Source organism: Phenylobacterium sp., from assembly GCF_030651185.1.
Classification (GTDB): Bacteria; Pseudomonadota; Alphaproteobacteria; order Caulobacterales; family Caulobacteraceae; genus Phenylobacterium.
In genome coordinates, this window is sequence record NZ_JAUSCJ010000004.1 from 25,796 (window position 1) to 46,978 (window position 21,183).

Genomic DNA, 21,183 nt, shown 5'->3' on the forward strand with positions numbered 1-21,183 from the left:
TCGGCCCAGGAATCCTGGGCCGAAGCCGAGTTCGCCTTAGGCGCTGGCGATGGCCTTGGTCTTGATCAGGCCGCGCTCGTGCAGCAGCTGGGCGATCTGCACGGCGTTGAGGGCGGCGCCCTTGCGGAGGTTGTCGGCCACGACCCAGAGGTTCAGGCCGTGCTCGACGGTGGTGTCGTTGCGGATGCGGCTGACGAAGACCGGGAACTCGCCCTGGGCTTCCTTGGGGGTCATGTAGCCCTGGTCGTTGCGGCTATCGATGACGATCACGCCGGGGCTTTCGCGCAGCAGGTCGCGGGCCTCGTCCTCGTCGAGGTGTTCGTGGAACTCGATGTTCACCGCCTCGGAGTGGCCGACCATGACCGGCACCCGCACGCAGGTGACCGTCAGCTTGATGGCCGGGTCGATCATCTTGTGGGTCTCGTTCCACATCTTCTGCTCTTCGTCGGTGTAGCCGTCATCCTGGAAGGCGCCGATGAAGGGGATGACGTTGAAGGCGATCTGCTTGGGGAACTTCTTGGGCGGGGTGGCGCCCAGCACGAAGACGTTCTTGGTCTGGTCGAACAGCTCGTCCATGCCCTCCTTGCCGGCCCCGGAGACCGACTGGTAGGTCGAGACCACCACTCGCTTGATCTTCGCCCGGTCATGCAGCGGCTTGAGCGCCACCACCAGCTGGGCGGTGGAGCAGTTGGGATTGGCGATGATGTTCTTCCTGTGCGCCCAGGTCACGTCGTCGGGGTTCACCTCCGGCACCACCAGGGGGACGTCGGGGTCCATCCGGAAGGCCGAGGAATTGTCGATGACGATGGGGCCGGCGGCGCCGATCTTCGGCGACCACTCCTTGGAGAAGGTCCCGGACACGCTCATCAGCACGACATCGACGGTGGAGAAGTCGAACTGCTCGACGTCCTGGCACTTGATGATCTTCTCGCCGAACGAGACCTCGACGCCGATCGACTTGCGGCTGGCGATGGCGTGAATCTTGTCGATGGGGAATTGAACTTCCTCAAGGATGTTCAACATTTCGCGGCCCACATTACCCGTGGCGCCGACGACGGCTACGCGATAGCCCATCGGGGTCTCTCCTGATCTTCAAGCGGAGCGTTCCGTTACGCTCGCAGGCCCGAAATCGCAAGCTGGACGGCGCTTTTGCCGCGCGCGAAGCAGGCTAAGGTCACGCCAAGAAACGCACGCGACCTGAGGAAACCCCATGGCCCAAGACACCGGCATGCCCTTCGCCAACCTGATGGGGGTGCAGATCACCGACCCCTCCAAGGAGAAGGTGATCGGAAAGCTGCAGGTGCGGCCCGATCTCTGCACCTCCGGCCACATCCTGCACGGCGGGGCGATCATGGCCTTCGCCGACGCGCTGGGGGCGGTGGGGGGCTTCCTGAACCTGCCGGCGGGATCGCGGACCACGACCATCGAGAGCAAGACCAACTTCGTGGGCTCGGCCAAGGAGGGGACCACGGTGACCGGCGAGGCGACCGCCCTGCACGTCGGCCGGTCCTCCAGCGTCTGGCAGACCCGGATCACCGGCGAGGACGGCAAGCTGGTGGCCATCGTCATCCAGACCCAGATGACCGTGGCCCTGGCGGAAAAGCCCCCCGCCTAGCTCTTGCCGGGCTTCGGCGCGCGGCAGGCGCCCGACACCTGATCGGCGGTCACGGACTCCCCGGCGTCCAACGCCGCGAAAAGGAGCCGGAAGTCGCAGGACCGGCCATTGGCCAAACCCCGCCCGGTGGCGAACAGGCCCTTGCGGTTGAAGAGGTTCACCGCGAACTCGTCGGAGCCGACATAGGCCCGCAGGAAGGCCAGGACGAGCAGTTCGCGGTCGGCGCCCTGGGTTTCGCCGTCCATGATCATCGTGCGCCAGAGGGCGCAGTTGGCCTGGCCATCCCAGACGTGGCCCGCCGCCAGCCTGGGACGCTTGGCGCTCGGGACCTGGCAAGGCACGTCGTTCTTCATCGACACGAAGGCCGCCCCGGTCCGGGCCCGCGAGATGAAGTCCACATCCCGCGTCTCGCCGGCCTTTGAGGTGGCGAGCTTGGCCATCACCGCCTCGATCTCCGCCAGGTAGCGGGCGCCGGCCTGAACCCGCATGTCGTGGAAGAAGGCGTATTCCGCAAAGCGTGGCTGGGACCGGCCCTGCAGATTGGCCGACCATTTGGCCGCCAGGTTCCAGGCCGAGGCGCGAAACACCTCTTCGCCCGCATCCTGGGCGGCGATCACCGCAGGTTCCGCCAGGAAGCCCTCCAGCTCGAGGGCGAAGGCCCGATCGATCACGCCATCGGTCTGCACCGACCGCGCCCAGGCCAGAGCCTCGGGCCGGGTGAGCGGATCGCGCGATAGCCGCGCGTAGCGGATGAAGTCCGCGCCGTGGAAGGGCATGGCGGCCGCGGCCAGGGCGTCGGCGTCGGGGACGCCCTCGATCAGGTCGGCGACGGTCCCCTGGCCGAAGTTCCATTGCAGGGCGCCGACCGACAGGCCCTGCCGGTCCCTGTCTCCGGCCACGCTGGTGTAGACCGCTAGGCTGGAGGGGGCGGCGGTCTCCAGCAGCCGGGTCATCAGCGAGGCGGCTTGCGCCCAGGCGAGCGGCGGGGCGGGCGAGACGACCGGCGGCGGCTCGACCGGCTGGGCCCGAGCGGCCCCGGCGAGCGCCAGGCACAGACCGAGCACCGCCCAGAGCCGGCCCATCCTACGCCTCGCCGGCCATCGCCAGGATCGCCGTCCATTCGGCCGGCTCGACGGGACAGACCGAGAGCCGGAACTGCTCGAACATCTTCATCTCGGCCAGGGCCGGATTGGCCTTCATCTGGGCCAGGCTCACCGGCTGCTTGAGCTTGCGCACCGGCGCCACCTCCACGGCCACGAAGCGGCCCGCCGGGTCGCTGGGATCGAGGAAGGCCTCGCGCACCACCCTGGCGATCGCCACTACCTCCAGGCCGATCTGCGAGTGGTAGAAAAAGGCCTCGTCGCCGACCTGCATGGCCTTGAGATAGAGGGCCGCCTGGTTGTTGCGCACCCCGTCCCAGACGGTCTTCCCGTCGCGGACCAGGTCGTCATAGCTGAACTTGTTGGGCTCGGACTTCATCAGCCAGTGGGCCATCGGCGCATTCCCTCGGATCTTCGCCAAGATATCGCCGTCCGCGGTGGCGCTTGGCAAGGCGCATCCAGGCGCCTGTTTTCAGCGTAGGTCAGGCATGATCGATCGACGCCTCCTGCTCGCCGGCGGCCTGGCCGCCCTCCCGGCCCTGGCCCTCGCCGCCACACCCGTCGCCCGCCGGCTGACCTTCAGCGTGCTGCGCAACGGGACGAAGATCGGCGAGCATGTGATGAGCTTCACGGGCGACCCCGCCTCCCCCACGGTGACCACCGATGTCCGAATGACCGTGAAGCTCGGCCCGGTGCCGGTGTTCCGCTATCGCCATCACGCCGTGGAGCGCTGGAGCGGCGGCCGCTTCGCCAGCCTGGAAACCACCACCGATTCGGGCGGCAAGGCCGAGCGGGTCTCCGCGCGGCGCACCGAGACCGGCGTGATCATCGAGACCGCCAAGGGCAGGATCACGGGCCCGGCCGGCGTGCGCCCCTTCACCCACTGGAACCCGGAGGTCTTTTCAGGCCCCCTGTTCAACCCCCAGGAGGGCAAGCTGCTGAAGGTCACCGCCCGCAAGGTCAGCGCCAGCCACTGGACCGTGCGCGGCGAGGCCGAGATCGACGACTTCTATGACGAGGCCGGGGTGTGGACCGCCCTGAAGGGCAAGCTCGAGGACGGCTCGCGGATCGAGTACCGGCGCCTTTAGAGCGCCGCCAGCACCGCGTCGCCCATCTGGACGGTGGTGAGCGCGCCGCCCAGGTCGCGGGTGCGGGCGCCGTTTTCCAGCGCCTTGTTGACGGCGGCGTAGAGCTGGTCGGCCAGGTCGGTGCGGTCCAACGACCAGCGCAGGGCCATCTCGAAGGACAGGATGGCGGCCAGCGGGTTGGCCAGGCCCTGGCCGGCGATATCCGGCGCCGAGCCGTGGATCGGCTCATAGAGGCCCGGTTTGCCAGACACGCCAAGGGCGGCCGAAGGCAGCATGCCGAGCGAGCCGGTCAGTTGGGCCGAGATGTCCGACAGAATGTCGCCGAACAGGTTGTCGGTGACCATGACGTCGAACTGCTTGGGGTTCTTGACGATCTGCATGGCGGCGTTGTCGGCCAGGATGTGCTCCAACTCGACATCGGCGTAGTCGCGGGCGTGCAGGTCGGTGACCACCTGGCGCCAGAGCAGGCCTGAATCCATCACGTTGGACTTCTCAGCCGAGGTCACCTTGTTGCGGCGGCCGCGGGCCAGTTCAAAGGCGACGCGGGCCACCCGCTCGATCTCGGCGGTGGTGTAGACCTGGGTGTCGACGGCCCGTTTGCCGCCACCGGGCAGGTCCTCGATGAAGCGCGGGCTGCCGAAATAGATGCCGCCGGTCAGCTCCCGGACGATCATGAAGTCCAGGCCCTCCACCACCTCGCGCTTGAGGCTCGACGCATCGGCGAGCGGCTGGAAGCACAGGGCCGGGCGCAGGTTGGCGAACACCTCCATGCCGGCGCGCAGGGCCAGCAGGCCGGCCTCGGGCCGCTTGTCGCGGGGAACCCCGGCCCACTGCGGGCCGCCGACCGCGCCCATCAGCACGGCGCGCGACGCCTTGGCGGTGGCCAGCGCCTCGTCGGTCAGCGGGGTTCCGTGGGCGTCATAGCTCGAACCCCCGAACAGCCGCTCCTCGACCTTCAGGTCGGGGGCGAGGGCCACCACCACGCGGCGCACCTGGGCGGTCACTTCGGGTCCGATGCCGTCGCCCGGCAGGAGGAGGAGGTCGGTCATGTCGGAAGCCTTGGAGAGAACTTAAAGCGCGCGCTCGGAAGCGGTCTCGTAGGCGAAGAGCCTGCGGTCGCCAACACCGAACTGGGGCCAGGACGCCCGCCACGTCGCCATGTGCGGCTGCTGGAAGTGGGCTTCGATGGCGGCCTGGTCGCGCCAGGCCTCATAGACCCGGATCAGGCCGGGGTCGGCGACGTCCTGGGCGTAGGAGTATTCAAGGCAGCCGTCCTCGGCGCGGCTGGCCGCCAGCATGGCCAGCATGTGCGGCCGGAAGGCTTCGAGGTTCTCCGGCGGGACGCGGACGGTCCCGGCGATGATGACGCTCACGCCCGTTCCAGCCAGGGCTCGGACAGCGCCCGCTTGCTCTCATAGACGTCGATGTCCAGGGCGGCGGTCAGGGTCTCGCCGATGGCGTCCAGGCCCTGGAGCATCTTGGCCTTGCGCTGCGGGTCGATCTGGAAGCTGAAGGCCGCGCCCGAGGGCGAGACCACGGTCTGGGCCGCCAGGTCGACGGTGACCACGTGGTTGCCACCCTTGGCCTCCTCCATCAGGGCCTGGACCTCTTCGGGTTTCAGCACCACCGGCAGCAGGCCGTTCTGGAAGCAGTTGTTGTAGAAGATGTCGGCGAAGGAGGTGGAGATCACGCAGCTGATCCCGAAGTCCAGCAGGGCCCAGGGCGCATGCTCGCGGCTGGAGCCGCAGCCGAAATTGTCGCCGGCCACCAGGACGCCGACGCCCTTGTACTCCGGGCGGTTCAGGACGAAGTCGGTCTTCTCCACCCCCTGCTCATCGAAGCGGAAGTCGTAGAACAGCCCGCGGCCCAGGCCCTCGCGTTCGACGGTCTTGAGGAACTGCTTGGGGATGATCTGGTCGGTGTCGATATTGGCCATGGTCAGCGGGGCCATGCGCGCATCGAGCTTGGTGAAGGCTTTCATCGGGTCGTCTCAGGCAGGGTTTGGGTGATTGTGTGGCGATCGACCATCTGAATGGTCTTGTCGTCAAACGACATGGCTGAGGACTGGGTGCAATCGATCTTCACGGCGAAGCCGCTTCGAATGTCGATCTCACTTCGGCAGGTCCGCAAAGAATTCGGGTGCATCTGAGCTGCTGCCTCTTCAGCAGAAGCTACGCTTTCCGGGGATTTTCTCCGCGCACGTTCAATCAAGCTGTCTCGTAGAGATGCGGGATCGGGCGCTTCGCTCCAAGTCCACACAGCGCGTCCAGCGGCTGGATCGTAGAGGTCCAGTGTATTGGTGATGTGCCACGTGACTGGTTGCCCGTTCTCCGTGGCTCGGGCCTGATCTTCCGAATAGGTCGAGCGCCCCTCCTCGAAGAACACGTCCTGCCCACGAGAAATTAGGACGACATCACGGGTGATAAACCCCATCGCCACGCTCTTGAGAAAGTCGGGGCTCTCCGCAACGATGTCGTTCAAGGTTTCAACGGACATCCCGGATTTTAGGAGTTCAGAGCGCGTCGCGGCCACAACCTCGCCCATGTTGCGGACGCTGACGGGCGTCAGAAATTCGTCGACCTCCAAGTCCACAGGAACACTGAGGGATTGAACGGGAAGGAGTTCCGGCGGACCTTTGCGCTGAACGTCGGCTGATATGGTCGTGACCACCAGCCGATCAGGCGCATGCCAGATGAGGCTCTTGGTTGTCGCGACAGTGATCCCGACCTCAAGTCCACCGGGACCAGTCGCCTGGGTGTCGCGGCGCGATGTGATGGTCCAAGTCGCGCCGTCAACCAAGTGAACCGGCAGGTCCTGCGCCAGAGCTGAACCTGAGCACCCAAGTGCGGCGAGCGCCAAGGCCGTAAACCTCACGGCGGCGCGCCTTGCTGGATGATCAGGGCCGGGGCCGAGGGCACGCCGGACCGCAGGGTGAAGACCTTGGTGCCGGGCTTTCGGCCCGTGCGCACCTCGGAGACGTCGAAGCCGGCCGCGGCGATCCGGGCGCGGGCGGCGTCGGCGTCGGTAACCCGCCAGGCCAGTCCGCCGAAGCGGTCGGGGGCGTCGGACACCGGGGTCTTGAGGCTGGCGCCCATCTCCACCACGGCTGTGCCACAGCGGAAGAACAGCTGGCGCACGCCCCACTGATCGTTGGAACGGTCGAGGCGCAGGTCGAGGTTCAGCTTGGCGCCGTAGATGGCGAGCGCCCGGTCGGGATTGGCGGTGTTGATCACCACGTGGTCCAGCTCGCTGACAGCCGAGGCCCCGCTTTCGACAGGCGCCGACAGCGGCCAGGGCTCGCCGCTGCGGGGCGGATCCACCAGCAGGATGTTGAGGCCGCCGGTGTCCGCAGCGTTCAGGGCCGAGGTGGTCCAGTAGCGCTTGCGGCCGTCGTCGTGGGTCGAGCGGGTGGGTCCGGGGACGGAGCCGCGCAGGCCCCGGCGCTCGGCCAGTTTCTGAGCGGCTTCGGCGTTCTCCACCGTGAAGGCGATGGCCCAGATGCCCTCGCCGTGCTCGGCCAGGTGCTGGCGGATGGTGTCGCCGAAGGCGCCCTCACCGTGCGGGGTGATGACGTCCAGCGCCATGTTGGGCAGCTGGAACCAGGCGTGGCGCGCCCCGCCGTCGCCGCCGATCCAGTTGGGCTCGCGGCCCAACAGGGCGCGATAGCCGGCCACCGTGGCCTCCAGATCGTTCACCGCGAGCGCGATGTGATCCAGGCCGGTGATCATTTCATCATCTCGCGGACATCGACGATGTGGCCGGCGATGGCGGCGGCCGCGGCCATGGCCGGGCTCATCAGGTGGGTGCGTCCGCCCCGGCCCTGGCGGCCCTCGAAGTTGCGGTTGGAGGTCGAGGCGCAGCGTTCCCCCGGCGCCAGGCGGTCGGGGTTCATCCCTAAGCACATCGAACAGCCCGGCTCGCGCCAGTCGAAGCCCGCGGCCTTGAAGATGGCGTCCAGGCCTTCTTCTTCCGCCTGTTCCTTCACCAGGCCCGAGCCCGGCACCACCATGGCCCGCACGTGGGGCGCCACCAGGCGGCCGTTTAGGAAGGCGTGCTGGGCCACAGCAGCGGCGGACCTCAGGTCCTCGATGCGGCTGTTGGTGCAGGAGCCGATGAAGACCACGTCGACCTTGGCCTCGGTGATCGGCTGGCCAGCGGTGAGGCCCATATAGTCCAGGGCCCGCTCGGCGGAGATCCGCTTGTCGGGGGTGGCGAAGCTTTCGGGCGCCGGCACGTTTCCGGTCACCGCCACCACATCCTCAGGGCTGGTGCCCCAGGTGACGGTGGGGGCGATATCGGCGGCGTCCAGCACCACCTCGCGGTCGAACACCGCGTTGTCGTCGGTGAAGAAGGTCTTCCAGTGGGCCAGCGCCATCTCCCAGGCCGCGCCCTTCGGCGTGGCCGGACGGCCCACCATGTAGTCGAAGGTGGTCTGGTCGGGGGCCACGAGACCGGCCCGCGCCCCGGCCTCGATGGCCAGGTTGCACAGCGTCATGCGGCCTTCCATGGACAGGCCACGGATCGCCTCGCCGGCATATTCGATCACCGAGCCGGTGCCGCCGGCCGTGCCGATGACGCCGACGATGGCCAGCGCGAAGTCCTTGGCGCCGACGCCGGGACCCGGCGTCCCGTTGACGGTGACCCGCAGGTTCTTCGACTTCTTCTGGCGCAGGGTCTGGGTGGCCAGGACGTGCTCGACCTCCGAGGTGCCGATGCCCTGGGCGAGCGCCCCGAAGGCGCCGTGGGTCGAGGTGTGGCTGTCGCCGCAGACGATGGTCATGCCCGGCTGGGTGCGGCCCTGCTCAGGCCCCACCACGTGGACGATGCCGTTGCGGATATCGCCCATCGGGAAGAACTCGATGCCTGCGTCCTTGACGTTGCGCTCCAGGGTCTGGAGCTGCAGCCGCGCCTCCTCGTCGGCCACCGCGCCGACGCCGAGCGCCTGGCCCTCGGTCGGCACATTGTGGTCGGCCACCGCCAGCGTGCGGTCGGGACGGCGCACGGGGCGGCCCGCCGCGCGAAGGCCGGCGAAGGCCTGGGGCGTCGTCACCTCGTGGATCAGGTGCAGGTCGATATAGAGGATCGCCTCGCCGTCTTGCTCCGCAACGACGTGAGCGTCCCAGATCTTGTCATAAAGGGTCTTGCCGGACATGGGCGGCATGTAGGGTCGCAGGGGGGCGTAAGTCCAGCGTCCCGCGACGAATTCCCGCGAGGCCGCGCAAGGATTTGCCTCAGGCTGCGGCTTTTTGGTCGCTTGGGAGGCAACCTTGACCCTGAAGCGCGACCCTAAGCGCCGTTTCGAGGGGGGTGTGGGGCTCCGCGCCGAGGGTTTTCACCAGCTTGGCGTTGTCCAGCAGGACAGTGTTGTCCCAGAGGTAGCGCATCTCGACGAGCTCGCGCAGCATCTCCACGAAGGGCGCCAGGGCGCGCAGGGCCAGCCACGGGAAGCGCTTCACGACAAGCCTGCGCCCCGCCACCCGCTCCAGGCCCGCGATCATCTCGTCGCCGGTGAGCTGATGCCCGCCGAACTGGTAGGCCGCGACGTCCGGCAGGGTCGCCTCGATCTCCGCCAGCCGGGCCATGGTCTCGGCGAGGTCGGGCAGATAGGCCCAGGCGTGACGGATCTCGCGGGGGCCGGGATAGCTGACGCTCTTCAGCGGCTTGTCCTTGGCCACCAGGCCCTCGGTCAGGAAGGAGCTGGCGCTGACCGGGCCGAAGAAGTCGCCGGCCCGGACGATGATCGTCCGCACCCCGGCGGTCGCCAGACGCCTTTCCATCGCCACCCGGATCGCGCCCTTGCGGGTCCTGGGATTCTGCGGCGCGTCCTCCGCCATCATCGGGAAGACGTCGGGGCCGTAGTTGTAGACATTGCCCGGGAAGATGATCCGCGCGCCCGTCGCCTGGGCCGCCGCGATGGTGGCCTCCAGCATCGGGACGGCCAGGCCTGCCCAATTCTTGTAGCCGGGCGGATTGGCGCCATGGACGATGACGCGCGCGCCGCGCGCCGCCGCCGTGACATCCGCGCCCGACATGGCGTCGCCCTTCACCCACTCGACGGCCTCAAGATCCACCGCCTCGCGGGCGGCCCGGGCCGGGTCGCGATGCAGGCCGCGCACATGCCAGCCATGGGCCAGCAGGGCGGCGGCGACCTCGCCACCCACCGATCCCGTCGCCCCAATCACCAGTGCGGTCTTGTCTGAAGTCGCCATGTCGCCATCTCCTTGGAAGCGACGCCAAGATCGACCCCGGGGAGCTCAGACGAAATTGCGGATATCTGTGACTCAGCTATTCATAAGCGCATGAGCGATCCGACCTGGGACCTGTACCAGAGCCTCCACGCCGTCCTGCAGGCGGGCAGCCTGTCGGCGGCGTCGCGTTCCCGTGGCCTGACCCAGCCCACCATCGGCCGTCACATCGAGACCCTGGAGCAGCAGCTGGGCGCGCCGCTGTTCCTGCGCAGCCCCCGCGGCCTGACCCCCACCGACCTGGCCGTCAGCCTCAAGGCCCACCTTGAGGAGATGCACGCCGCCGCCGCCGCCGCCGCGCGCGACGCCTCGGGGTCGGCCGACAGCGAGAAGGGCTCCGTCCGCATCGCCGCCAGCCTGATTGTCGGCGTCGAGGTCCTGCCGCAGATCCTGGCCGGCTTCATGGAGCAGCATCCGGACATCGCCATCGAACTGGTGCTGTCCAACAAGATCGAGGATCTGTCGCGCCGCGACGCCGACATCGCCGTGCGCATGGCCCGCCCGACCCAGGGCGCTCTGGTGGCCCGCAAGGTCGGCATGCTCGGGGTCGGCTTCTACGCCACTCGGGGTTATCTGGACCGACGTGGGACGCCAGAGAGCCTCGAGGACCTGGAGAACCACATCATCATCGGCTTTGATCGGGAACGCCCGCCCCTGGAGGCGCTGACCAACATCGAATTTCCCCGCCCCATCACCCGCGAGATCTTCAATTTCCGCACCGACGACGACGCCGCCCAGATCTCGGCGATCCGGGCCGGCATGGGGATCGGCGGCGTCCAGCATCAGATCGCCCGCCGCGACGGTCTGGTCCCGGTGCTCTCCAACGCCTTCTCCTTCCAGCTGGAATGCTGGATCGCCATGCACGAGAACCTGAAGGGCAGCCGGCGCATGCGGCTGATGTTCGACCACCTTGTGGCCGGGTTCGGCGAGTATCTGAGCCCGGGCCGGTGAGCCTGTCGGGCGGCTGCCTCTGCGGCCAGGTCCGCTATGAGGCGCGGGGTCGGGCGCTGAACGTTCGGTGCTACCACTGCACCCTTTGCCGGAAGGCCAATAGCGCGCCGTTCTTCGCCCGCGCCATGTTCGCCGCCGGCGACATCACCCTGACCGGCGAGACCCTGGACTACCCGACGTCGGACCGCGTCATGCGCCGCTCCTGCGCCAGCTGCGGGACCCTGGTCTTCGCCCAGCCCAAGGACTCGCCAGCCCGCATCGCCATCAGCCTGCCGACCCTCGACGACCCGAACGCTCTGGCCCCCGAGATGCACATCTTCACGAGCACCAAATTGGCTTGGCTGAAACTGGACGACGGCTTGCCGCAATATCTGGAGAGGCCCCCCGCATGAGCCGTCTGCCGACCTTCCCCATCGAGGGCGGCTGCGCCTGCGGGGCCCTCCGCTACCGGCTGAACGCGCCGCCGATCGCGGTCTATACCTGCCACTGCGCCGACTGCCAGTCGCTGACCGGCAGCGCCTTTTCCATGGCCATGCCGGTGCTGCGCAAGGACTTCGAGATCACCAAGGGCAAGCCGGCCAACTGGCCGCGCCAGGCGGCGTCCGGGACGGTGATCCCTCAGCGCTTCTGCCCCGACTGTGGCGTGCGGGTGTTCACCGAGCCGCCCGGCGGGCCGCATTCCCTGACGATCCGGCCGGGAACCCTGGACGACACCAGCTGGCTGCACCCGGTCTCGGCCTTCTGGGTCTCCAGCGCCCAGCCCTGGGTGACCTTCGACGGGGACGTCCTGCAGTATGAGACCCAGCCCACCGACTTCGTCCCGGTGATGCAGGCGTGGAAGGCGTGGGTGGAGGGCTGAAACGAAAACGGCGGCCCTGTCGCCAGGGCCGCCGCTTGAAACTCGTAAAGTCCGAAGACTTAGTCTTCGACGGTTTCCGCCGGGGTGACGGTTTCCGGCTTGGCCGCGCCGCCGGTGTAGGAGCGTTCGGCGATCCGGGCCGACTTCCCGCGACGGTCGCGCAGATAATAGAGCTTGGCGCGACGCACGACGCCGCGACGCTTCACCTCGATGGACTCGATCATCGGCGAGTGGGTCGGGAACACGCGTTCCACGCCTTCGCCGAAGGAGATCTTGCGGACGGTGAAGCTCTCGTTGATGCCGCCGCCCTGACGGGCGATGCAGACACCTTCATAGGCCTGGACGCGCTCGCGCTCGCCTTCCTTGATCTTCACGTTGACGCGAAGGGTGTCGCCGGCTTGGAATTCGGGAATCTTGCGGGTGGCGAGAAGGCGGTTGCGCTCTTCGTCTTCCAGCTGCTGGATGATGTTCATCTAAGTCGTCCTCTAGGTCTTCGGGCTTAATCGCCCTTTGGCTGTTGATTGGCGGTTCGCCGCGCCCACAAGTCCGGCCGCTGCTTCCGCGTCGTCTCTTCGCGCTGCTCAGCCCGCCATTTCCGCACCAGGGCGTGATGGCCGCTCAGCAGCACCTCGGGGATATCCAGGCCTTCGAACGTCCGCGGTCGCGTATATTGCGGACCTTCGAGGAGCCCGTCCTCGAAGCTTTCTTCACTCAAGCTCTCGGCCTGCCCCAACACACCAGGGACCAGCCGCACGCACGCCTCGATCGTCACCAGAGCCGCCGCCTCGCCACCGGCGAGCACCGCGTCGCCGACGGCGACCTCCTCGAACCCGCGCGCGTCAAGCACCCGCTGGTCCACCCCCTCGAACCGGCCGGCCAGGACGATCAGTCCAGGCCCGTCAGCCCACTTTTTTACCCTCGCCTGGGTCAGGGGCTGACCCCGGGCGCTCATGTACAAAAGCGGCCGTCCTCGCCGCTCCACGCTGTCCAGCGCAGAGGCGATGACGTCCGCTCGCATCACCTGTCCCGGGCCGCCACCCGCAGGGGTGTCGTCCAGGAAGCCGCGCTTATCCTTGGAAAATCCCCGAATGTCCACTGTTTCCAAGGACCAGAGCCCCTGCTCGCGCCAGGCCGTGCCGATCAGCGAAACGCCGAGCGGGCCCGGAAAGGCCTCGGGAAACATGGTCAGGACGGTGGCGTCGAAGGACATCTGCGGCTTTTGGACTATCGGGCCGCGTAATTCTACCGCCTTGCCCGAGCGCCGCTATGGGCCTAATCCGTCGCCTTTCGCACTTGCAGCATATTTCGAGACGCATAATGGACACCCCCGAGAGCCTGCCCGAGACCCTGTCGCTGGAACGCCTGGAGCTGAACCTGTTCCGGGGCGTCAGCCCGTCCATGGGACCGGGCCGCATCTTCGGTGGCCAGGTGATCGCCCAATCCCTGCTGGCAGCCTACGAGACGGTCGAGGACCGGGTCTGCCACTCGCTGCATTGCTACTTCATCCGGCCGGGCGATCCCCGCGTGCCCATCGTCTTCGACGTGGACCGGTCGCGCGATGGCGGCACCTTCACCACGCGCCGCGTGGTGGCCATCCAGAACGGCAAGCAGATCTTCAACCTCGCCGCCTCCTTCCAGGTGGTGGAGGACGGCTTTGAACACCAGATCCCGATGCCCGAGGTCCCCGGCCCCGAGGACCTGGAGGACGACTCCGTCAAGCAGCGCAAGATGATGGAGAAGGCGCCCGAGGCGATGCGCAAGATGATGTCGCGCCCGCGGCCCATCGAGATGCGCTCGGTCGGCCCGTCGTCCTGGACAAAGGGCCCCAAGCCTGCCGAGAACAGCGTCTGGTTCCGCGCCACCGCCCCGATCGGGACCGATCCGCACATGCACCAGGTGATCATGGCCTATGCGTCGGACATGAACATGCTGTCGACGGCGATGCGGCCGCACCGGGTCGAGTGGCAGACGCCTGGCCTGCAGTCGGCCAGCCTCGACCACGCCATGTGGTTCCACAAGCCGTCGAACTTCAACGAATGGCACCTGTACCACCAGGACAGCCCCTCGGCCTCGGGTGGGCGCGGCTTCGTGCGCGGCTCGATCTATGACCAGAAGGGCGAGCTGGTCGCCTCGGTCACCCAGGAAGGTCTCATTCGGATGAAGAAGCCGGAAGAGAAGGCCTGATCCAACCTTCTCCCGCAAGGGGAGAAGGACGCGCTCTTGCCTAGGCCTTCGTATCCACCGCCTCGCCGTCGTGGGAGGTGTCGTGCGAGACGTCGTTGGCGGCGTAGGGGTTGGCCGGACCGCCCGCGGGCTCACCGGCCGCGGCGCTCGGACCCGTCGAGCCCTTGGCGGCCACCACCACCATGGCCGGGCGGATCAACCGGCCCAGCAACTCGTAACCCGGTTGCAGCACCTGAATAACCCCGCCGGCGCCGACCTCGGTGGAGGGCTGCTCCATCATGGCCTGGTGCTGGTGCGGGTCGAACTTCACGCCCTTCTCGGGCTCGATCTTCTTCAGGCCATTGGTCTCAAAGGCGGTCTGCAGCGACTTGGCGGTCATTTCGACGCCGACGACGAAGGTCTTCACCACCGAGTCGGCGCTGTCGGCCGGCGCGGCGGCCAGGGCGCGCGACAGGTTGTCGGCGGCGGCCAGAAGGTCCTTGCCGAACTTCTGGATGGCGTAGGCCCGCGCGTCATTGGCCTCGCGCTCGGCGCGCCGGCGGGTGTTCTCCGCCTCGGCGGCGTAGCGCAGCACCTGTTCCTTCAGCGCCTTGTTCTCTGTGGTCAGGGCCTCGATATGGTCGATCGCCGCATCGGCGATGTCGTTGACGGCGTCGGCCGGCGTTTGATCGTCGGACATGTTCAATCCTTCACGCGTTCTCGGACCTGGGACAGCACGCGGGCGGTATAGTCCACCAGCGGGATGACCCGGGCATAGTTTAGCCGGGCGGGACCGATCACGCCGATCGCGCCCAACACCTTCTGTTTGCCCGTCATATAGGGCGCGGCGATCACGGCGGAACCCGAAAGCGAAAACAGCCGCGTTTCGGCCCCGATGAAGATGCGCACGCCCTGGGCCTCGTTGACCCCGTCTAGCAGACCAATGAGCTGTTCCTTTTGCTCCAGATCATCAAACAGCATTCTAACGCGCTCGAGGTCGTCCAGGGTCTCCGGGTCGGCGAGGAGATTGCCGCGGCCACGCACGATCAGGGCGCGTTCGGCCACCTCGCCCCCGCCCCAGGCGGCCAGGCCATCCTCCACCAGCCGGGCGGCGGTCTCGTTGAGCTGCCGGCGGGCCACGTCCAGTTCGGTGCGCATCTCGCGGCCGGCCTCGGCCAGGGTCTTGCCGCGCAGCCGGGTGTTGAGGAAGTTCGACGCCTCCTGCAGGGCGCTCGGCGTCACCCCGGCGGTGAGCGCCATCAACCGGTTCTCCACCGCCCCGTCGTCGAACACCATGACCGCCAGCGCCTGGTCGGCCGACAGCGAGACGAACTCCACGTGCTTGACGCCGGCGTCGCGCACCGGGGTCACCACCACGCCGGCGCCCCCCGCCAAGCCGGACAGAATGGCGCTGGCCTCGTTGAGGGCGTCGTCGAAGGTCTGGCCGCGGCCGGTGAGCCGGTGCTCGATGGACCGCCGCTCCTCCTCGCCCACATCGCCGACCTCCATCAGGCCGTCGACGAACAGCCGCAGGCCGGCATGGGTCGGCAGCCGCCCGGCGCTGACATGGGGCGCCCCCAGTAGGCCGAGCTGGGTCAGGTCCTGCATGGTGTTGCGGATCGAGGCCGGCGACAGGTGGACCCCGCCCTTCGACAGGGTGCGCGACCCGACGGGATCGCCGGTTTCCAGATAGCTTTCCACCACGCGGCGGAAGATGTCGCGAGCGCGTTCGTCCAGCGCGGCCAGAGACGGGCCGCCGGTGAGCAGGGGATTGTTCAAGAGCGGGTCAGAACCATGGACGGAACCTCTGTATTCTAGGATAAGCGCGACCCTCTGCGGCGCAAGACGTCGCGCTCATATCCGAGCCTTTCCATGCGCCCTTCTGACCGTACGCCCGAACTGCTTCGCGCCGTGACCTTCGAAACCGGGGTCAACCGCTATGCGGAGGGCTCCTGCCTGATCACCTTTGGCCACACCAAGGTGCTGTGCACCGCCAGCGTCGAGGACCGGGTGCCGGGCTTCATGCGCGGCCGCGGCCAGGGCTGGGTGACCGCCGAGTACGGCATGCTGCCGCGCGCCACCCACACCCGGGGCCGCCGCGAGGCCTCAGAGGGCAAGCAGTCGGGCCGCACCCAGGAAATCCAGCGGCTGATCGGCCGCTCGCTGCGGGCGGTGATCAATCCGGCGGCGCTGGGCGAACGGCAGATCTCCATCGACTGCGACGTCATCCAGGCCGACGGCGGCACCCGGACGGCCTCGATCACCGGCGCCTGGGTCGCCCTGCGGCTGGCGGTGAACTACCTGATGGAAGAGGGCCTGGTGACCACCGACCCGATCACCGACCAGGTCGCGGCCATCTCGTGTGGCATCTATAACGGCGTCCCGGTGCTGGACCTGGAGTACGAAGAGGACTCCAACGCCGAGGCCGACGCCAACTTCGTGCTGACCGGCTCCGGCGACATCGTCGAGATCCAGGCCACCGGCGAAAAGCGCGGCTTCAGCCAGGGCGAGTTCGAGGCCCTGTTCAGCCTGGCCCGCAAGGGGATCGGCGAACTCTGCGAGATGCAGATCGCCGCCAGCGGCAAGTAGCGCACAGCAAAACGGGCGGCCCCGCGAGGGACCGCCCGTTTCGAACGCTAAACCACGGACCCGGGGGGTGGGCCGTGGGGTACTGACTCTCTTAGAGACCGTTCAGCAGCTGACGGAAGGCCGAGGCGGGCAGGCGGGCCAGCTCTTCGGCGAAGGGGGCCATCAGGCGGTCGATCAGGCTTTCAATGGCGCGAGCCATGGGGAGCTCCTTTGTGCGATGCAGCAGAATGTTGCAGCGCATATAGGATCGAATTCCTTACCCCGCAACATCTAAACACCGCTCAGTCGGACTTTTTTGCACACGCGCGCACAGTTTTTCGTTGCGCTGCGTCATCACGCCGCCGTGTTCAGCCATCACCCTCGTCGTCGGGCAGATCGTCGGAGGGCCCGGCCTCGTAGTGCAACAGGTCGCCGGGCTGGCAGTCCAGCTCGCGGCACAGGGCCGCCAGGGTGGAGAACCGCACGGCGCGGGCCTTGCCGGTCTTGAGGATCGACAGGTTGGCGATGGTGACGCCGACGCGGTCGGCGAGTTCGGTAAGCGACATGCGGCGTTCCAGCAGCACGCGGTCGAGCAGGACACGAATAGGCATGATCAGATCGTCAGCTCCGCTTCGCGGCGCAGGCGCGCGCCTTCGCGGAACACCTCGGCGAGGACAAACACCACCAGGACGGAGAACCAGGCCGTCAGGCTGAAACCCTGGCTGCTCTTGGTCTGGGCCAGGTCGAGCCAGTCGCCGGCGAAGCGGACGGCGTAGCGCACCAGCTCCAGACTGCCGAGCGCCAGGCCGATCACCCGCAGGCGCAGCACATTGTCGGGGTGGAAGGGGTCTCCGGCCGTCAGGGTGGCGAAGATCTGGCGCAGCCGCGCCACGATCACCAGCAGGCCGGCCATGTAGAGGGCCGCAGCCAACAGACCGCCGGCCAGGACAGGACCTCGGCTGACCACGCTGGCGCCCTCGGCGCTCAGCGCCAGGCTGCCGATCAGGTCGGGATTGAAGCTCAGCAGCAGGGCGGCCAGCATCAGGACGCCGACGACGCCGATGCCGATCCACAGGGCCACATAGACCACGTCGAGGATGATCTTCAGGAAGCTCGAAACCGAGCCGGGCCCCAAGGCGCGCATCAACTGTATCTCCCCGCTGGCGTGGCTCCGCCGCCAACGTGGCGGCTGGCGGCGGGAAGCATCTGACTTGACCACCTCAGTCTAGCTGACCAGCGAGCCCGCCACCAAGGCCACCACGGGGAGGGCGGCGAGAACGATCACGACTTGCATCAGGGCGCGGTCCATCCAGGTCACAACAGGCGAAAACATGACTTCATCTCCAGGTTTGCGCCGGCTTGGCGACGCTGAGTGTGGTGGGCGGCCCGTCGCCGCCCGATGTCGATAGTCAATATGGGCGCATCGCTTTTCGATCAAGACAATTATCGAAAAACGATATGAAACATTGGTAATGTTCAGCTTCCCCGCGCGCAATCCCTTGCAATTGAAGGGCGCGCGCGCGGCGACTATGGTCCGCCTTCGCATTCGAACCGGAGGTTTTCCCATGGCGCTGAAGCTCGAACCCGGCGCGCGGCTGGTGGTGGCGACGCACAATCCCGGCAAGGCCGTCGAGATCGCCGCCATTCTGGAGAACCGCTTTTCCCTGGTGACCGCCGGCGAACTGGGACTGCCCGAGCCCGACGAGACCGAGACCACCTTCGTCGGCAACGCCCTGCTCAAGGCCCGCGCCGCCGCCGACGCCAGCGGCCTGATGGCGCTGGCCGACGACTCCGGCCTGTCGGTGGCGGCCCTGGGCGGCGCGCCCGGCATCTTCTCGGCCCGTTGGGCGGGACCGGAGAAGGACTTCGCCATGGCCATGGGCAAGGTGGAGGCGCGGATCGAAGAGACCGGCTCGGAGGACCTGTCCTGCTGGTTCACCTGCGCGCTCGCCGTCGCCTGGCCGGGCGGCCCCGCCGTGGTGGTGGAAGGCCGGCTCGACGGGACCCTGACCTTCCCGATGCGCGGAACACGCGGCTTCGGCTACGACCCCATCTTCACGCCCCTGGGCCACCAACAGACCTTCGGGGAGATGGACCCCGCCGCCAAGGACGCCATGAGCCACCGGGCGGTCGCCTTCGCCAAGCTCAAGGCCGCCGTCCTTTGAATTTGCTGGGGGTCTATATTCACTGGCCCTACTGCGCGCGCATCTGCCCCTATTGCGACTTCAACGTCCTGCGCGACCGGGGCCGGGAAGTTGAGCAACGCGCCCTGAAGGACGCCATCCTCGCCGACCTGCGCCGCCACCGGGCGCTGACCGGGCCCCGCGAGCTGACCTCCATCTTCCTGGGCGGCGGCACGCCGTCGCTGATGGACCCCGACTGGGCCGGCGAGATGATCGCCCTCTGCAAGTCGCTCTGGACGCCGGCGGCGGACCTGGAGATCACCCTGGAGGCCAATCCCACCGACGCCGAGTCCGGCCGGTTCTCAGGCTTCGCCGACGCCGGGGTGCAGCGGCTGTCCCTCGGCGTCCAGGCCCTGGATGACGCCAGCCTGGCCCTGCTCGGCCGCAACCATGGCGCCGACGAGGCCCGCCGCGCCGCCGCCCTGGGGGCGAAGACCTTCCCGCGCCTGTCGCTGGACCTGATCTACGCCCGCCCCGACCAGACCGCGCAGGCCTGGCGCGCCGAACTGGCCGAGACCATCGCGCTCGGCGCCGAGCACCTGTCGCCCTACCAGCTGACCATCGAGGCGGGCACCGCCTTCGACCGGGCGGTGAAGCGCGGAACCCTGGTCCCGGTGGCTGAAGACCTGGCCGCCGAACTGTTCGACGTGACCCAGCAGGTGCTGACCGATCACGGCTTTACCGCCTACGAGGTCTCCAACCACGCCAGGGGCCAGGCCGCCCGCTCGCGCCACAACCTCGTCTACTGGCGCGGTCAGGACTATGTGGGCGTAGGCCCCGGCGCCCACGGCCGCCTGACGCTGGAGGGGGCCCGCACCGCCACCTTCGCCGCCGCCAGACCCGCCGACTACATCGCCAAGGTCGCCGGGACCGGCCTGGGCTGGGCCACCCGCGAGGCCCTCACCGGCCAGCAGGCCGCCGAGGAGCGCCTGCTGGCCGGCCTGCGCATCGAGGAGGGTGTTTCCTTCGCCGAGATCGCGGCGCTAGCCCTCACGCCAGTCCATCCCGAGGTGCTGGACCTGATCGGCGCCGGCCTGCTCGCCCCCGATCCTGACCGGCTGAGGGCCACCCCGGCGGGCCGCCTGGTGCTGAACTGGGTCACCAGCCGGCTGGCGCTCGCCTGAGCCCAAGCTTGCCATGGGCGCCCGAACCGGCGATTCCTCGTCCATGTCCCCCCGCCCGCCGCCGCCCGAACTGTCGCAAGCGCCCCTGGCGCCGGGCCTCTACCTAGTGGCGACACCGATCGGGAACCTGCGGGACATCACCCTGCGCGCCCTAGACGTGCTGGCCGCCGCCGACCTGGTGCTGGCCGAGGACACCCGCGTGGCCGGCAAGCTGCTCTCCGCCTACGGCCTGTCGAAGAAGCTGGAGCGCTACGATGAGCACTCCGCCGACCGGGCCGGCCCCAAGGCCCTGCAGATCCTGAGCGAGGGCGGCCGGGTCGCCCTGGTGTCGGACGCCGGCACGCCCCTGGTGTCCGACCCAGGCTACCGGCTGGCGCGGGAAGCCATGGCCGACGGCCTGCCGGTCTATCCGATCCCCGGCGCTTCGGCCCTGCTGGCCGGGCTGACGGTGGCGGGCCTGCCCACCGACCGCTTCCTGTTCGCCGGCTTCCCGCCGCCCAAGAGCGCGGCGCGCCAGACCTTCTTCCAGGAACTGGCCGGCCTGCGCGCCACCCTGGTGTTCTTCGAGGGGGGCAGCCGGGTGGCCGCCAGCCTGACCGACATGGCCGCCGTGTTCGGCCCGCGCGAGGCCGCCGTCTGCCGCGAACTGACCAAGCTCTATGAGACCGTCACCCGCGCGCCCCTGGACCAGCTGGCCGCCGACAAGCGGTTCGCAGCGCCCAAGGGCGAGTTCGTCATCGTCGTGGCCCCCGGCCGCGAAGAGGCCGCCACCGAGGCCGATGTCGACACGGCGCTCACCCAAGCCCTGGAGCGGCTGGGCACCGCCGACGCCGCCAGCGAGGTGGCCAAGGCGCTGGGTCTGCCGCGGCGCGACCTCTACAGGCGGGCCATGGCGCTCAGGGACACCAAGCCGTGAACCCCCTCCGCCAGGCACGCGGGGCGGCCGCGAGGCTCTCTGGCCGGCGGGCCGAGGTCTGGGCGGCGATCTGGCTGATGCTGAAGGGCTACCGCATCCTCGGCTTCCGACTGAAGACCCCGCAGGCCGAGATCGACCTGCTGGCCCACCGCGGCGGGGTGCTGGCGGTGGTGGAGGTCAAGTCGCGCGCGACGATGCTGGCGGCGATGGAAGCGGTGAGCGCCGACCAACGGGCTCGCCTGCGCCGGGCCGGGGCCACGCTGGCGGCCCGGCGGCCCGCGCTGCACAACGCTGCGGTGCGCCTGGACCTGATCGCCCTCGCGCCCGGCAAACTTCCAAGACATAGTCCCGACGCCTGGAGAGGCGCGTGA

At 68.4% G+C, this 21,183-nt stretch carries 27 protein-coding genes; 11 read left to right on the top strand and 16 right to left on the bottom strand.

The features are described 5' to 3' along the window. Positions 1 to 36: 36 nt before the first annotated feature. On the bottom strand, positions 37 to 1,074 hold the full coding sequence (locus Q7J39_RS00610) for an aspartate-semialdehyde dehydrogenase (RefSeq protein WP_304819404.1): 1,038 nt from the start codon (positions 1,072 to 1,074) through the stop codon (positions 37 to 39). Between the two features lie 136 nt (positions 1,075 to 1,210). Here Q7J39_RS00610 and Q7J39_RS00615 point away from each other — a divergent pair, with 136 nt between their 5' ends. Beyond that, positions 1,211 to 1,615, top strand: coding sequence for a PaaI family thioesterase (locus Q7J39_RS00615; protein ID WP_304819405.1), 405 nt, complete (start codon positions 1,211 to 1,213; stop codon positions 1,613 to 1,615). Here Q7J39_RS00615 and Q7J39_RS00620 read toward each other — a convergent pair. Next, complete coding sequence (locus Q7J39_RS00620) at positions 1,612 to 2,697, bottom strand: hypothetical protein (RefSeq protein ID WP_304819406.1); 1,086 nt, start codon at positions 2,695 to 2,697, stop codon at positions 1,612 to 1,614. The genes Q7J39_RS00615 and Q7J39_RS00620 overlap by 4 nt on opposite strands. Before the next feature lies 1 nt (position 2,698). Beyond that, complete coding sequence (locus Q7J39_RS00625) at positions 2,699 to 3,109, bottom strand: EVE domain-containing protein (protein WP_304819408.1); 411 nt, start codon at positions 3,107 to 3,109, stop codon at positions 2,699 to 2,701. A gap of 94 nt (positions 3,110 to 3,203) precedes the next feature. Here Q7J39_RS00625 and Q7J39_RS00630 point away from each other — a divergent pair, with 94 nt between their 5' ends. Next, a complete protein-coding gene (locus tag Q7J39_RS00630) occupies positions 3,204 to 3,803 on the top strand; it encodes a DUF6134 family protein (RefSeq protein WP_304819409.1) in 600 nt (199 codons plus the stop codon). Here Q7J39_RS00630 and leuB read toward each other — a convergent pair. From leuB to Q7J39_RS00665, 7 genes are all read right to left on the bottom strand, one after another. Further along, positions 3,800 to 4,852, bottom strand: coding sequence for a 3-isopropylmalate dehydrogenase (gene leuB, locus Q7J39_RS00635; RefSeq protein ID WP_304819411.1), 1,053 nt, complete (start codon positions 4,850 to 4,852; stop codon positions 3,800 to 3,802). The two genes, Q7J39_RS00630 and leuB, sit on opposite strands and share 4 nt — an antisense overlap. A gap of 21 nt (positions 4,853 to 4,873) precedes the next feature. Further along, positions 4,874 to 5,176 carry a putative quinol monooxygenase gene (locus tag Q7J39_RS00640; protein WP_304819413.1) on the bottom strand — a complete coding sequence of 101 codons (303 nt, stop codon included), beginning with the start codon at positions 5,174 to 5,176 and terminating at the stop codon, positions 4,874 to 4,876. Further along, positions 5,173 to 5,784, bottom strand: a complete 612-nt coding sequence (gene leuD / locus Q7J39_RS00645; RefSeq protein ID WP_304819415.1) for a 3-isopropylmalate dehydratase small subunit — start codon at positions 5,782 to 5,784, stop codon at positions 5,173 to 5,175. Before leuD ends, Q7J39_RS00640 begins: the two co-directional genes overlap by 4 nt. Continuing rightward, positions 5,781 to 6,662: a hypothetical protein gene (locus Q7J39_RS00650; RefSeq protein ID WP_304819417.1), complete on the bottom strand. Its 882-nt coding sequence runs from the start codon at positions 6,660 to 6,662 to the stop codon at positions 5,781 to 5,783. The genes leuD and Q7J39_RS00650 overlap by 4 nt, the downstream gene beginning before the upstream one ends. Before the next feature lie 11 nt (positions 6,663 to 6,673). Further along, positions 6,674 to 7,531, bottom strand: coding sequence for a VOC family protein (locus tag Q7J39_RS00655; protein WP_304819419.1), 858 nt, complete (start codon positions 7,529 to 7,531; stop codon positions 6,674 to 6,676). Then, a complete protein-coding gene (leuC, locus tag Q7J39_RS00660; protein WP_304819420.1) occupies positions 7,528 to 8,955 on the bottom strand; it encodes a 3-isopropylmalate dehydratase large subunit in 1,428 nt (475 codons plus the stop codon). The genes Q7J39_RS00655 and leuC overlap by 4 nt, the downstream gene beginning before the upstream one ends. A gap of 79 nt (positions 8,956 to 9,034) precedes the next feature. Beyond that, positions 9,035 to 10,012 (bottom strand): NAD(P)H-binding protein, encoded by a 978-nt coding sequence (locus tag Q7J39_RS00665; protein WP_304819421.1) that lies wholly within the window; start codon positions 10,010 to 10,012, stop codon positions 9,035 to 9,037. A 90-nt stretch (positions 10,013 to 10,102) separates the two neighbouring features. On the opposite strand from Q7J39_RS00665, the gene Q7J39_RS00670 reads away from it, so the two are divergent. Genes Q7J39_RS00670 through Q7J39_RS00680 form a run of 3 tightly spaced genes read left to right on the top strand, consistent with a single transcriptional unit; the run spans position 10,103 to position 11,858 of the window. Continuing rightward, entirely contained in the window at positions 10,103 to 10,999 is an 897-nt protein-coding gene (locus tag Q7J39_RS00670; protein ID WP_304819422.1) for a LysR family transcriptional regulator, read from the top strand. Next, positions 10,996 to 11,391, top strand: a complete 396-nt coding sequence (locus Q7J39_RS00675; RefSeq protein ID WP_304819423.1) for a GFA family protein — start codon at positions 10,996 to 10,998, stop codon at positions 11,389 to 11,391. The genes Q7J39_RS00670 and Q7J39_RS00675 overlap by 4 nt, the downstream gene beginning before the upstream one ends. Continuing rightward, complete coding sequence (locus Q7J39_RS00680) at positions 11,388 to 11,858, top strand: GFA family protein (RefSeq protein WP_304819424.1); 471 nt, start codon at positions 11,388 to 11,390, stop codon at positions 11,856 to 11,858. The genes Q7J39_RS00675 and Q7J39_RS00680 overlap by 4 nt, the downstream gene beginning before the upstream one ends. 59 nt (positions 11,859 to 11,917) lie before the next feature. Here the strand turns inward: Q7J39_RS00680 and rplS are convergent, their stop codons facing one another. Next, entirely contained in the window at positions 11,918 to 12,331 is a 414-nt protein-coding gene (gene rplS, locus Q7J39_RS00685; protein ID WP_304819425.1) for a 50S ribosomal protein L19, read from the bottom strand. Between the two features lie 26 nt (positions 12,332 to 12,357). Then, positions 12,358 to 13,068 carry a tRNA (guanosine(37)-N1)-methyltransferase TrmD gene (gene trmD / locus Q7J39_RS00690; RefSeq protein ID WP_304819426.1) on the bottom strand — a complete coding sequence of 237 codons (711 nt, stop codon included), beginning with the start codon at positions 13,066 to 13,068 and terminating at the stop codon, positions 12,358 to 12,360. Positions 13,069 to 13,175: 107 nt separating this feature from the next. Here trmD and tesB point away from each other — a divergent pair, with 107 nt between their 5' ends. Further along, positions 13,176 to 14,042, top strand: a complete 867-nt coding sequence (gene tesB / locus Q7J39_RS00695) for an acyl-CoA thioesterase II (RefSeq protein WP_304819427.1) — start codon at positions 13,176 to 13,178, stop codon at positions 14,040 to 14,042. Positions 14,043 to 14,082: 40 nt separating this feature from the next. On the opposite strand, the gene grpE is transcribed toward tesB, so the two are convergent. Together grpE and hrcA are read right to left on the bottom strand one after the other, a co-directional pair. Next, positions 14,083 to 14,721 (bottom strand): nucleotide exchange factor GrpE, encoded by a 639-nt coding sequence (grpE, locus tag Q7J39_RS00700; RefSeq protein ID WP_304819428.1) that lies wholly within the window; start codon positions 14,719 to 14,721, stop codon positions 14,083 to 14,085. Positions 14,722 to 14,723: 2 nt separating this feature from the next. Beyond that, positions 14,724 to 15,800 carry a heat-inducible transcriptional repressor HrcA gene (hrcA, locus tag Q7J39_RS00705; protein WP_304819429.1) on the bottom strand — a complete coding sequence of 359 codons (1,077 nt, stop codon included), beginning with the start codon at positions 15,798 to 15,800 and terminating at the stop codon, positions 14,724 to 14,726. A gap of 93 nt (positions 15,801 to 15,893) precedes the next feature. On the opposite strand from hrcA, the gene rph reads away from it, so the two are divergent. Beyond that, the gene (gene rph / locus Q7J39_RS00710; protein ID WP_304819430.1) at positions 15,894 to 16,610 is read left to right on the top strand and encodes a ribonuclease PH; all 717 of its coding nucleotides are present in this window, start codon (positions 15,894 to 15,896) and stop codon (positions 16,608 to 16,610) included. Between the two features lie 347 nt (positions 16,611 to 16,957). On the opposite strand, the gene Q7J39_RS00715 is transcribed toward rph, so the two are convergent. Further along, a complete protein-coding gene (locus Q7J39_RS00715) occupies positions 16,958 to 17,200 on the bottom strand; it encodes a helix-turn-helix transcriptional regulator (RefSeq protein ID WP_304819431.1) in 243 nt (80 codons plus the stop codon). Positions 17,201 to 17,202: 2 nt separating this feature from the next. After that, the gene (locus Q7J39_RS00720) at positions 17,203 to 17,733 is read right to left on the bottom strand and encodes a DUF2975 domain-containing protein (protein WP_304819432.1); all 531 of its coding nucleotides are present in this window, start codon (positions 17,731 to 17,733) and stop codon (positions 17,203 to 17,205) included. 421 nt (positions 17,734 to 18,154) lie between these two features. Here Q7J39_RS00720 and Q7J39_RS00725 point away from each other — a divergent pair, with 421 nt between their 5' ends. The 4 genes from Q7J39_RS00725 to Q7J39_RS00740 are packed head-to-tail and all read left to right on the top strand — an operon-like array spanning position 18,155 to position 21,183. Next, positions 18,155 to 18,754, top strand: a complete 600-nt coding sequence (locus Q7J39_RS00725) for a non-canonical purine NTP pyrophosphatase (protein WP_304819433.1) — start codon at positions 18,155 to 18,157, stop codon at positions 18,752 to 18,754. After that, complete coding sequence (gene hemW, locus Q7J39_RS00730; protein ID WP_304819434.1) at positions 18,751 to 19,896, top strand: radical SAM family heme chaperone HemW; 1,146 nt, start codon at positions 18,751 to 18,753, stop codon at positions 19,894 to 19,896. Before Q7J39_RS00725 ends, hemW begins: the two co-directional genes overlap by 4 nt. A 43-nt stretch (positions 19,897 to 19,939) precedes the next feature. Then, positions 19,940 to 20,812, top strand: coding sequence for a 16S rRNA (cytidine(1402)-2'-O)-methyltransferase (gene rsmI, locus Q7J39_RS00735; RefSeq protein ID WP_304819435.1), 873 nt, complete (start codon positions 19,940 to 19,942; stop codon positions 20,810 to 20,812). Next, positions 20,809 to 21,183: a YraN family protein gene (locus Q7J39_RS00740; RefSeq protein WP_304819436.1), complete on the top strand. Its 375-nt coding sequence runs from the start codon at positions 20,809 to 20,811 to the stop codon at positions 21,181 to 21,183. The genes rsmI and Q7J39_RS00740 overlap by 4 nt, the downstream gene beginning before the upstream one ends.

Excerpts from the sequence above, each read along its gene's own strand:
- Q7J39_RS00610 (WP_304819404.1), bottom strand. The coding sequence starts at position 1,074 with ATGGGCTATCGCGTAGCCGTCGTCGGCGCCACGGGTAATGTGGGCCGC.
- Q7J39_RS00615 (WP_304819405.1), top strand. The coding sequence starts at position 1,211 with ATGGCCCAAGACACCGGCATGCCCTTCGCCAACCTGATGGGGGTGCAG.
- Q7J39_RS00620 (WP_304819406.1), bottom strand. The coding sequence starts at position 2,697 with ATGGGCCGGCTCTGGGCGGTGCTCGGTCTGTGCCTGGCGCTCGCCGGG.
- Q7J39_RS00625 (WP_304819408.1), bottom strand. The coding sequence starts at position 3,109 with ATGGCCCACTGGCTGATGAAGTCCGAGCCCAACAAGTTCAGCTATGAC.
- Q7J39_RS00630 (WP_304819409.1), top strand. The coding sequence starts at position 3,204 with ATGATCGATCGACGCCTCCTGCTCGCCGGCGGCCTGGCCGCCCTCCCG.
- leuB (WP_304819411.1), bottom strand. The coding sequence starts at position 4,852 with ATGACCGACCTCCTCCTCCTGCCGGGCGACGGCATCGGACCCGAAGTG.
- leuD (WP_304819415.1), bottom strand. The coding sequence starts at position 5,784 with ATGAAAGCCTTCACCAAGCTCGATGCGCGCATGGCCCCGCTGACCATG.
- Q7J39_RS00655 (WP_304819419.1), bottom strand. The coding sequence starts at position 7,531 with ATGATCACCGGCCTGGATCACATCGCGCTCGCGGTGAACGATCTGGAG.
- leuC (WP_304819420.1), bottom strand. The coding sequence starts at position 8,955 with ATGTCCGGCAAGACCCTTTATGACAAGATCTGGGACGCTCACGTCGTT.
- Q7J39_RS00665 (WP_304819421.1), bottom strand. The coding sequence starts at position 10,012 with ATGGCGACTTCAGACAAGACCGCACTGGTGATTGGGGCGACGGGATCG.
- Q7J39_RS00670 (WP_304819422.1), top strand. The coding sequence starts at position 10,103 with ATGAGCGATCCGACCTGGGACCTGTACCAGAGCCTCCACGCCGTCCTG.
- Q7J39_RS00680 (WP_304819424.1), top strand. The coding sequence starts at position 11,388 with ATGAGCCGTCTGCCGACCTTCCCCATCGAGGGCGGCTGCGCCTGCGGG.
- rplS (WP_304819425.1), bottom strand. The coding sequence starts at position 12,331 with ATGAACATCATCCAGCAGCTGGAAGACGAAGAGCGCAACCGCCTTCTC.
- trmD (WP_304819426.1), bottom strand. The coding sequence starts at position 13,068 with ATGTCCTTCGACGCCACCGTCCTGACCATGTTTCCCGAGGCCTTTCCG.
- tesB (WP_304819427.1), top strand. The coding sequence starts at position 13,176 with ATGGACACCCCCGAGAGCCTGCCCGAGACCCTGTCGCTGGAACGCCTG.
- grpE (WP_304819428.1), bottom strand. The coding sequence starts at position 14,721 with ATGTCCGACGATCAAACGCCGGCCGACGCCGTCAACGACATCGCCGAT.
- rph (WP_304819430.1), top strand. The coding sequence starts at position 15,894 with ATGCGCCCTTCTGACCGTACGCCCGAACTGCTTCGCGCCGTGACCTTC.
- Q7J39_RS00715 (WP_304819431.1), bottom strand. The coding sequence starts at position 17,200 with ATGCCTATTCGTGTCCTGCTCGACCGCGTGCTGCTGGAACGCCGCATG.
- Q7J39_RS00720 (WP_304819432.1), bottom strand. The coding sequence starts at position 17,733 with ATGCGCGCCTTGGGGCCCGGCTCGGTTTCGAGCTTCCTGAAGATCATC.
- Q7J39_RS00725 (WP_304819433.1), top strand. The coding sequence starts at position 18,155 with ATGGCGCTGAAGCTCGAACCCGGCGCGCGGCTGGTGGTGGCGACGCAC.
- rsmI (WP_304819435.1), top strand. The coding sequence starts at position 19,940 with ATGTCCCCCCGCCCGCCGCCGCCCGAACTGTCGCAAGCGCCCCTGGCG.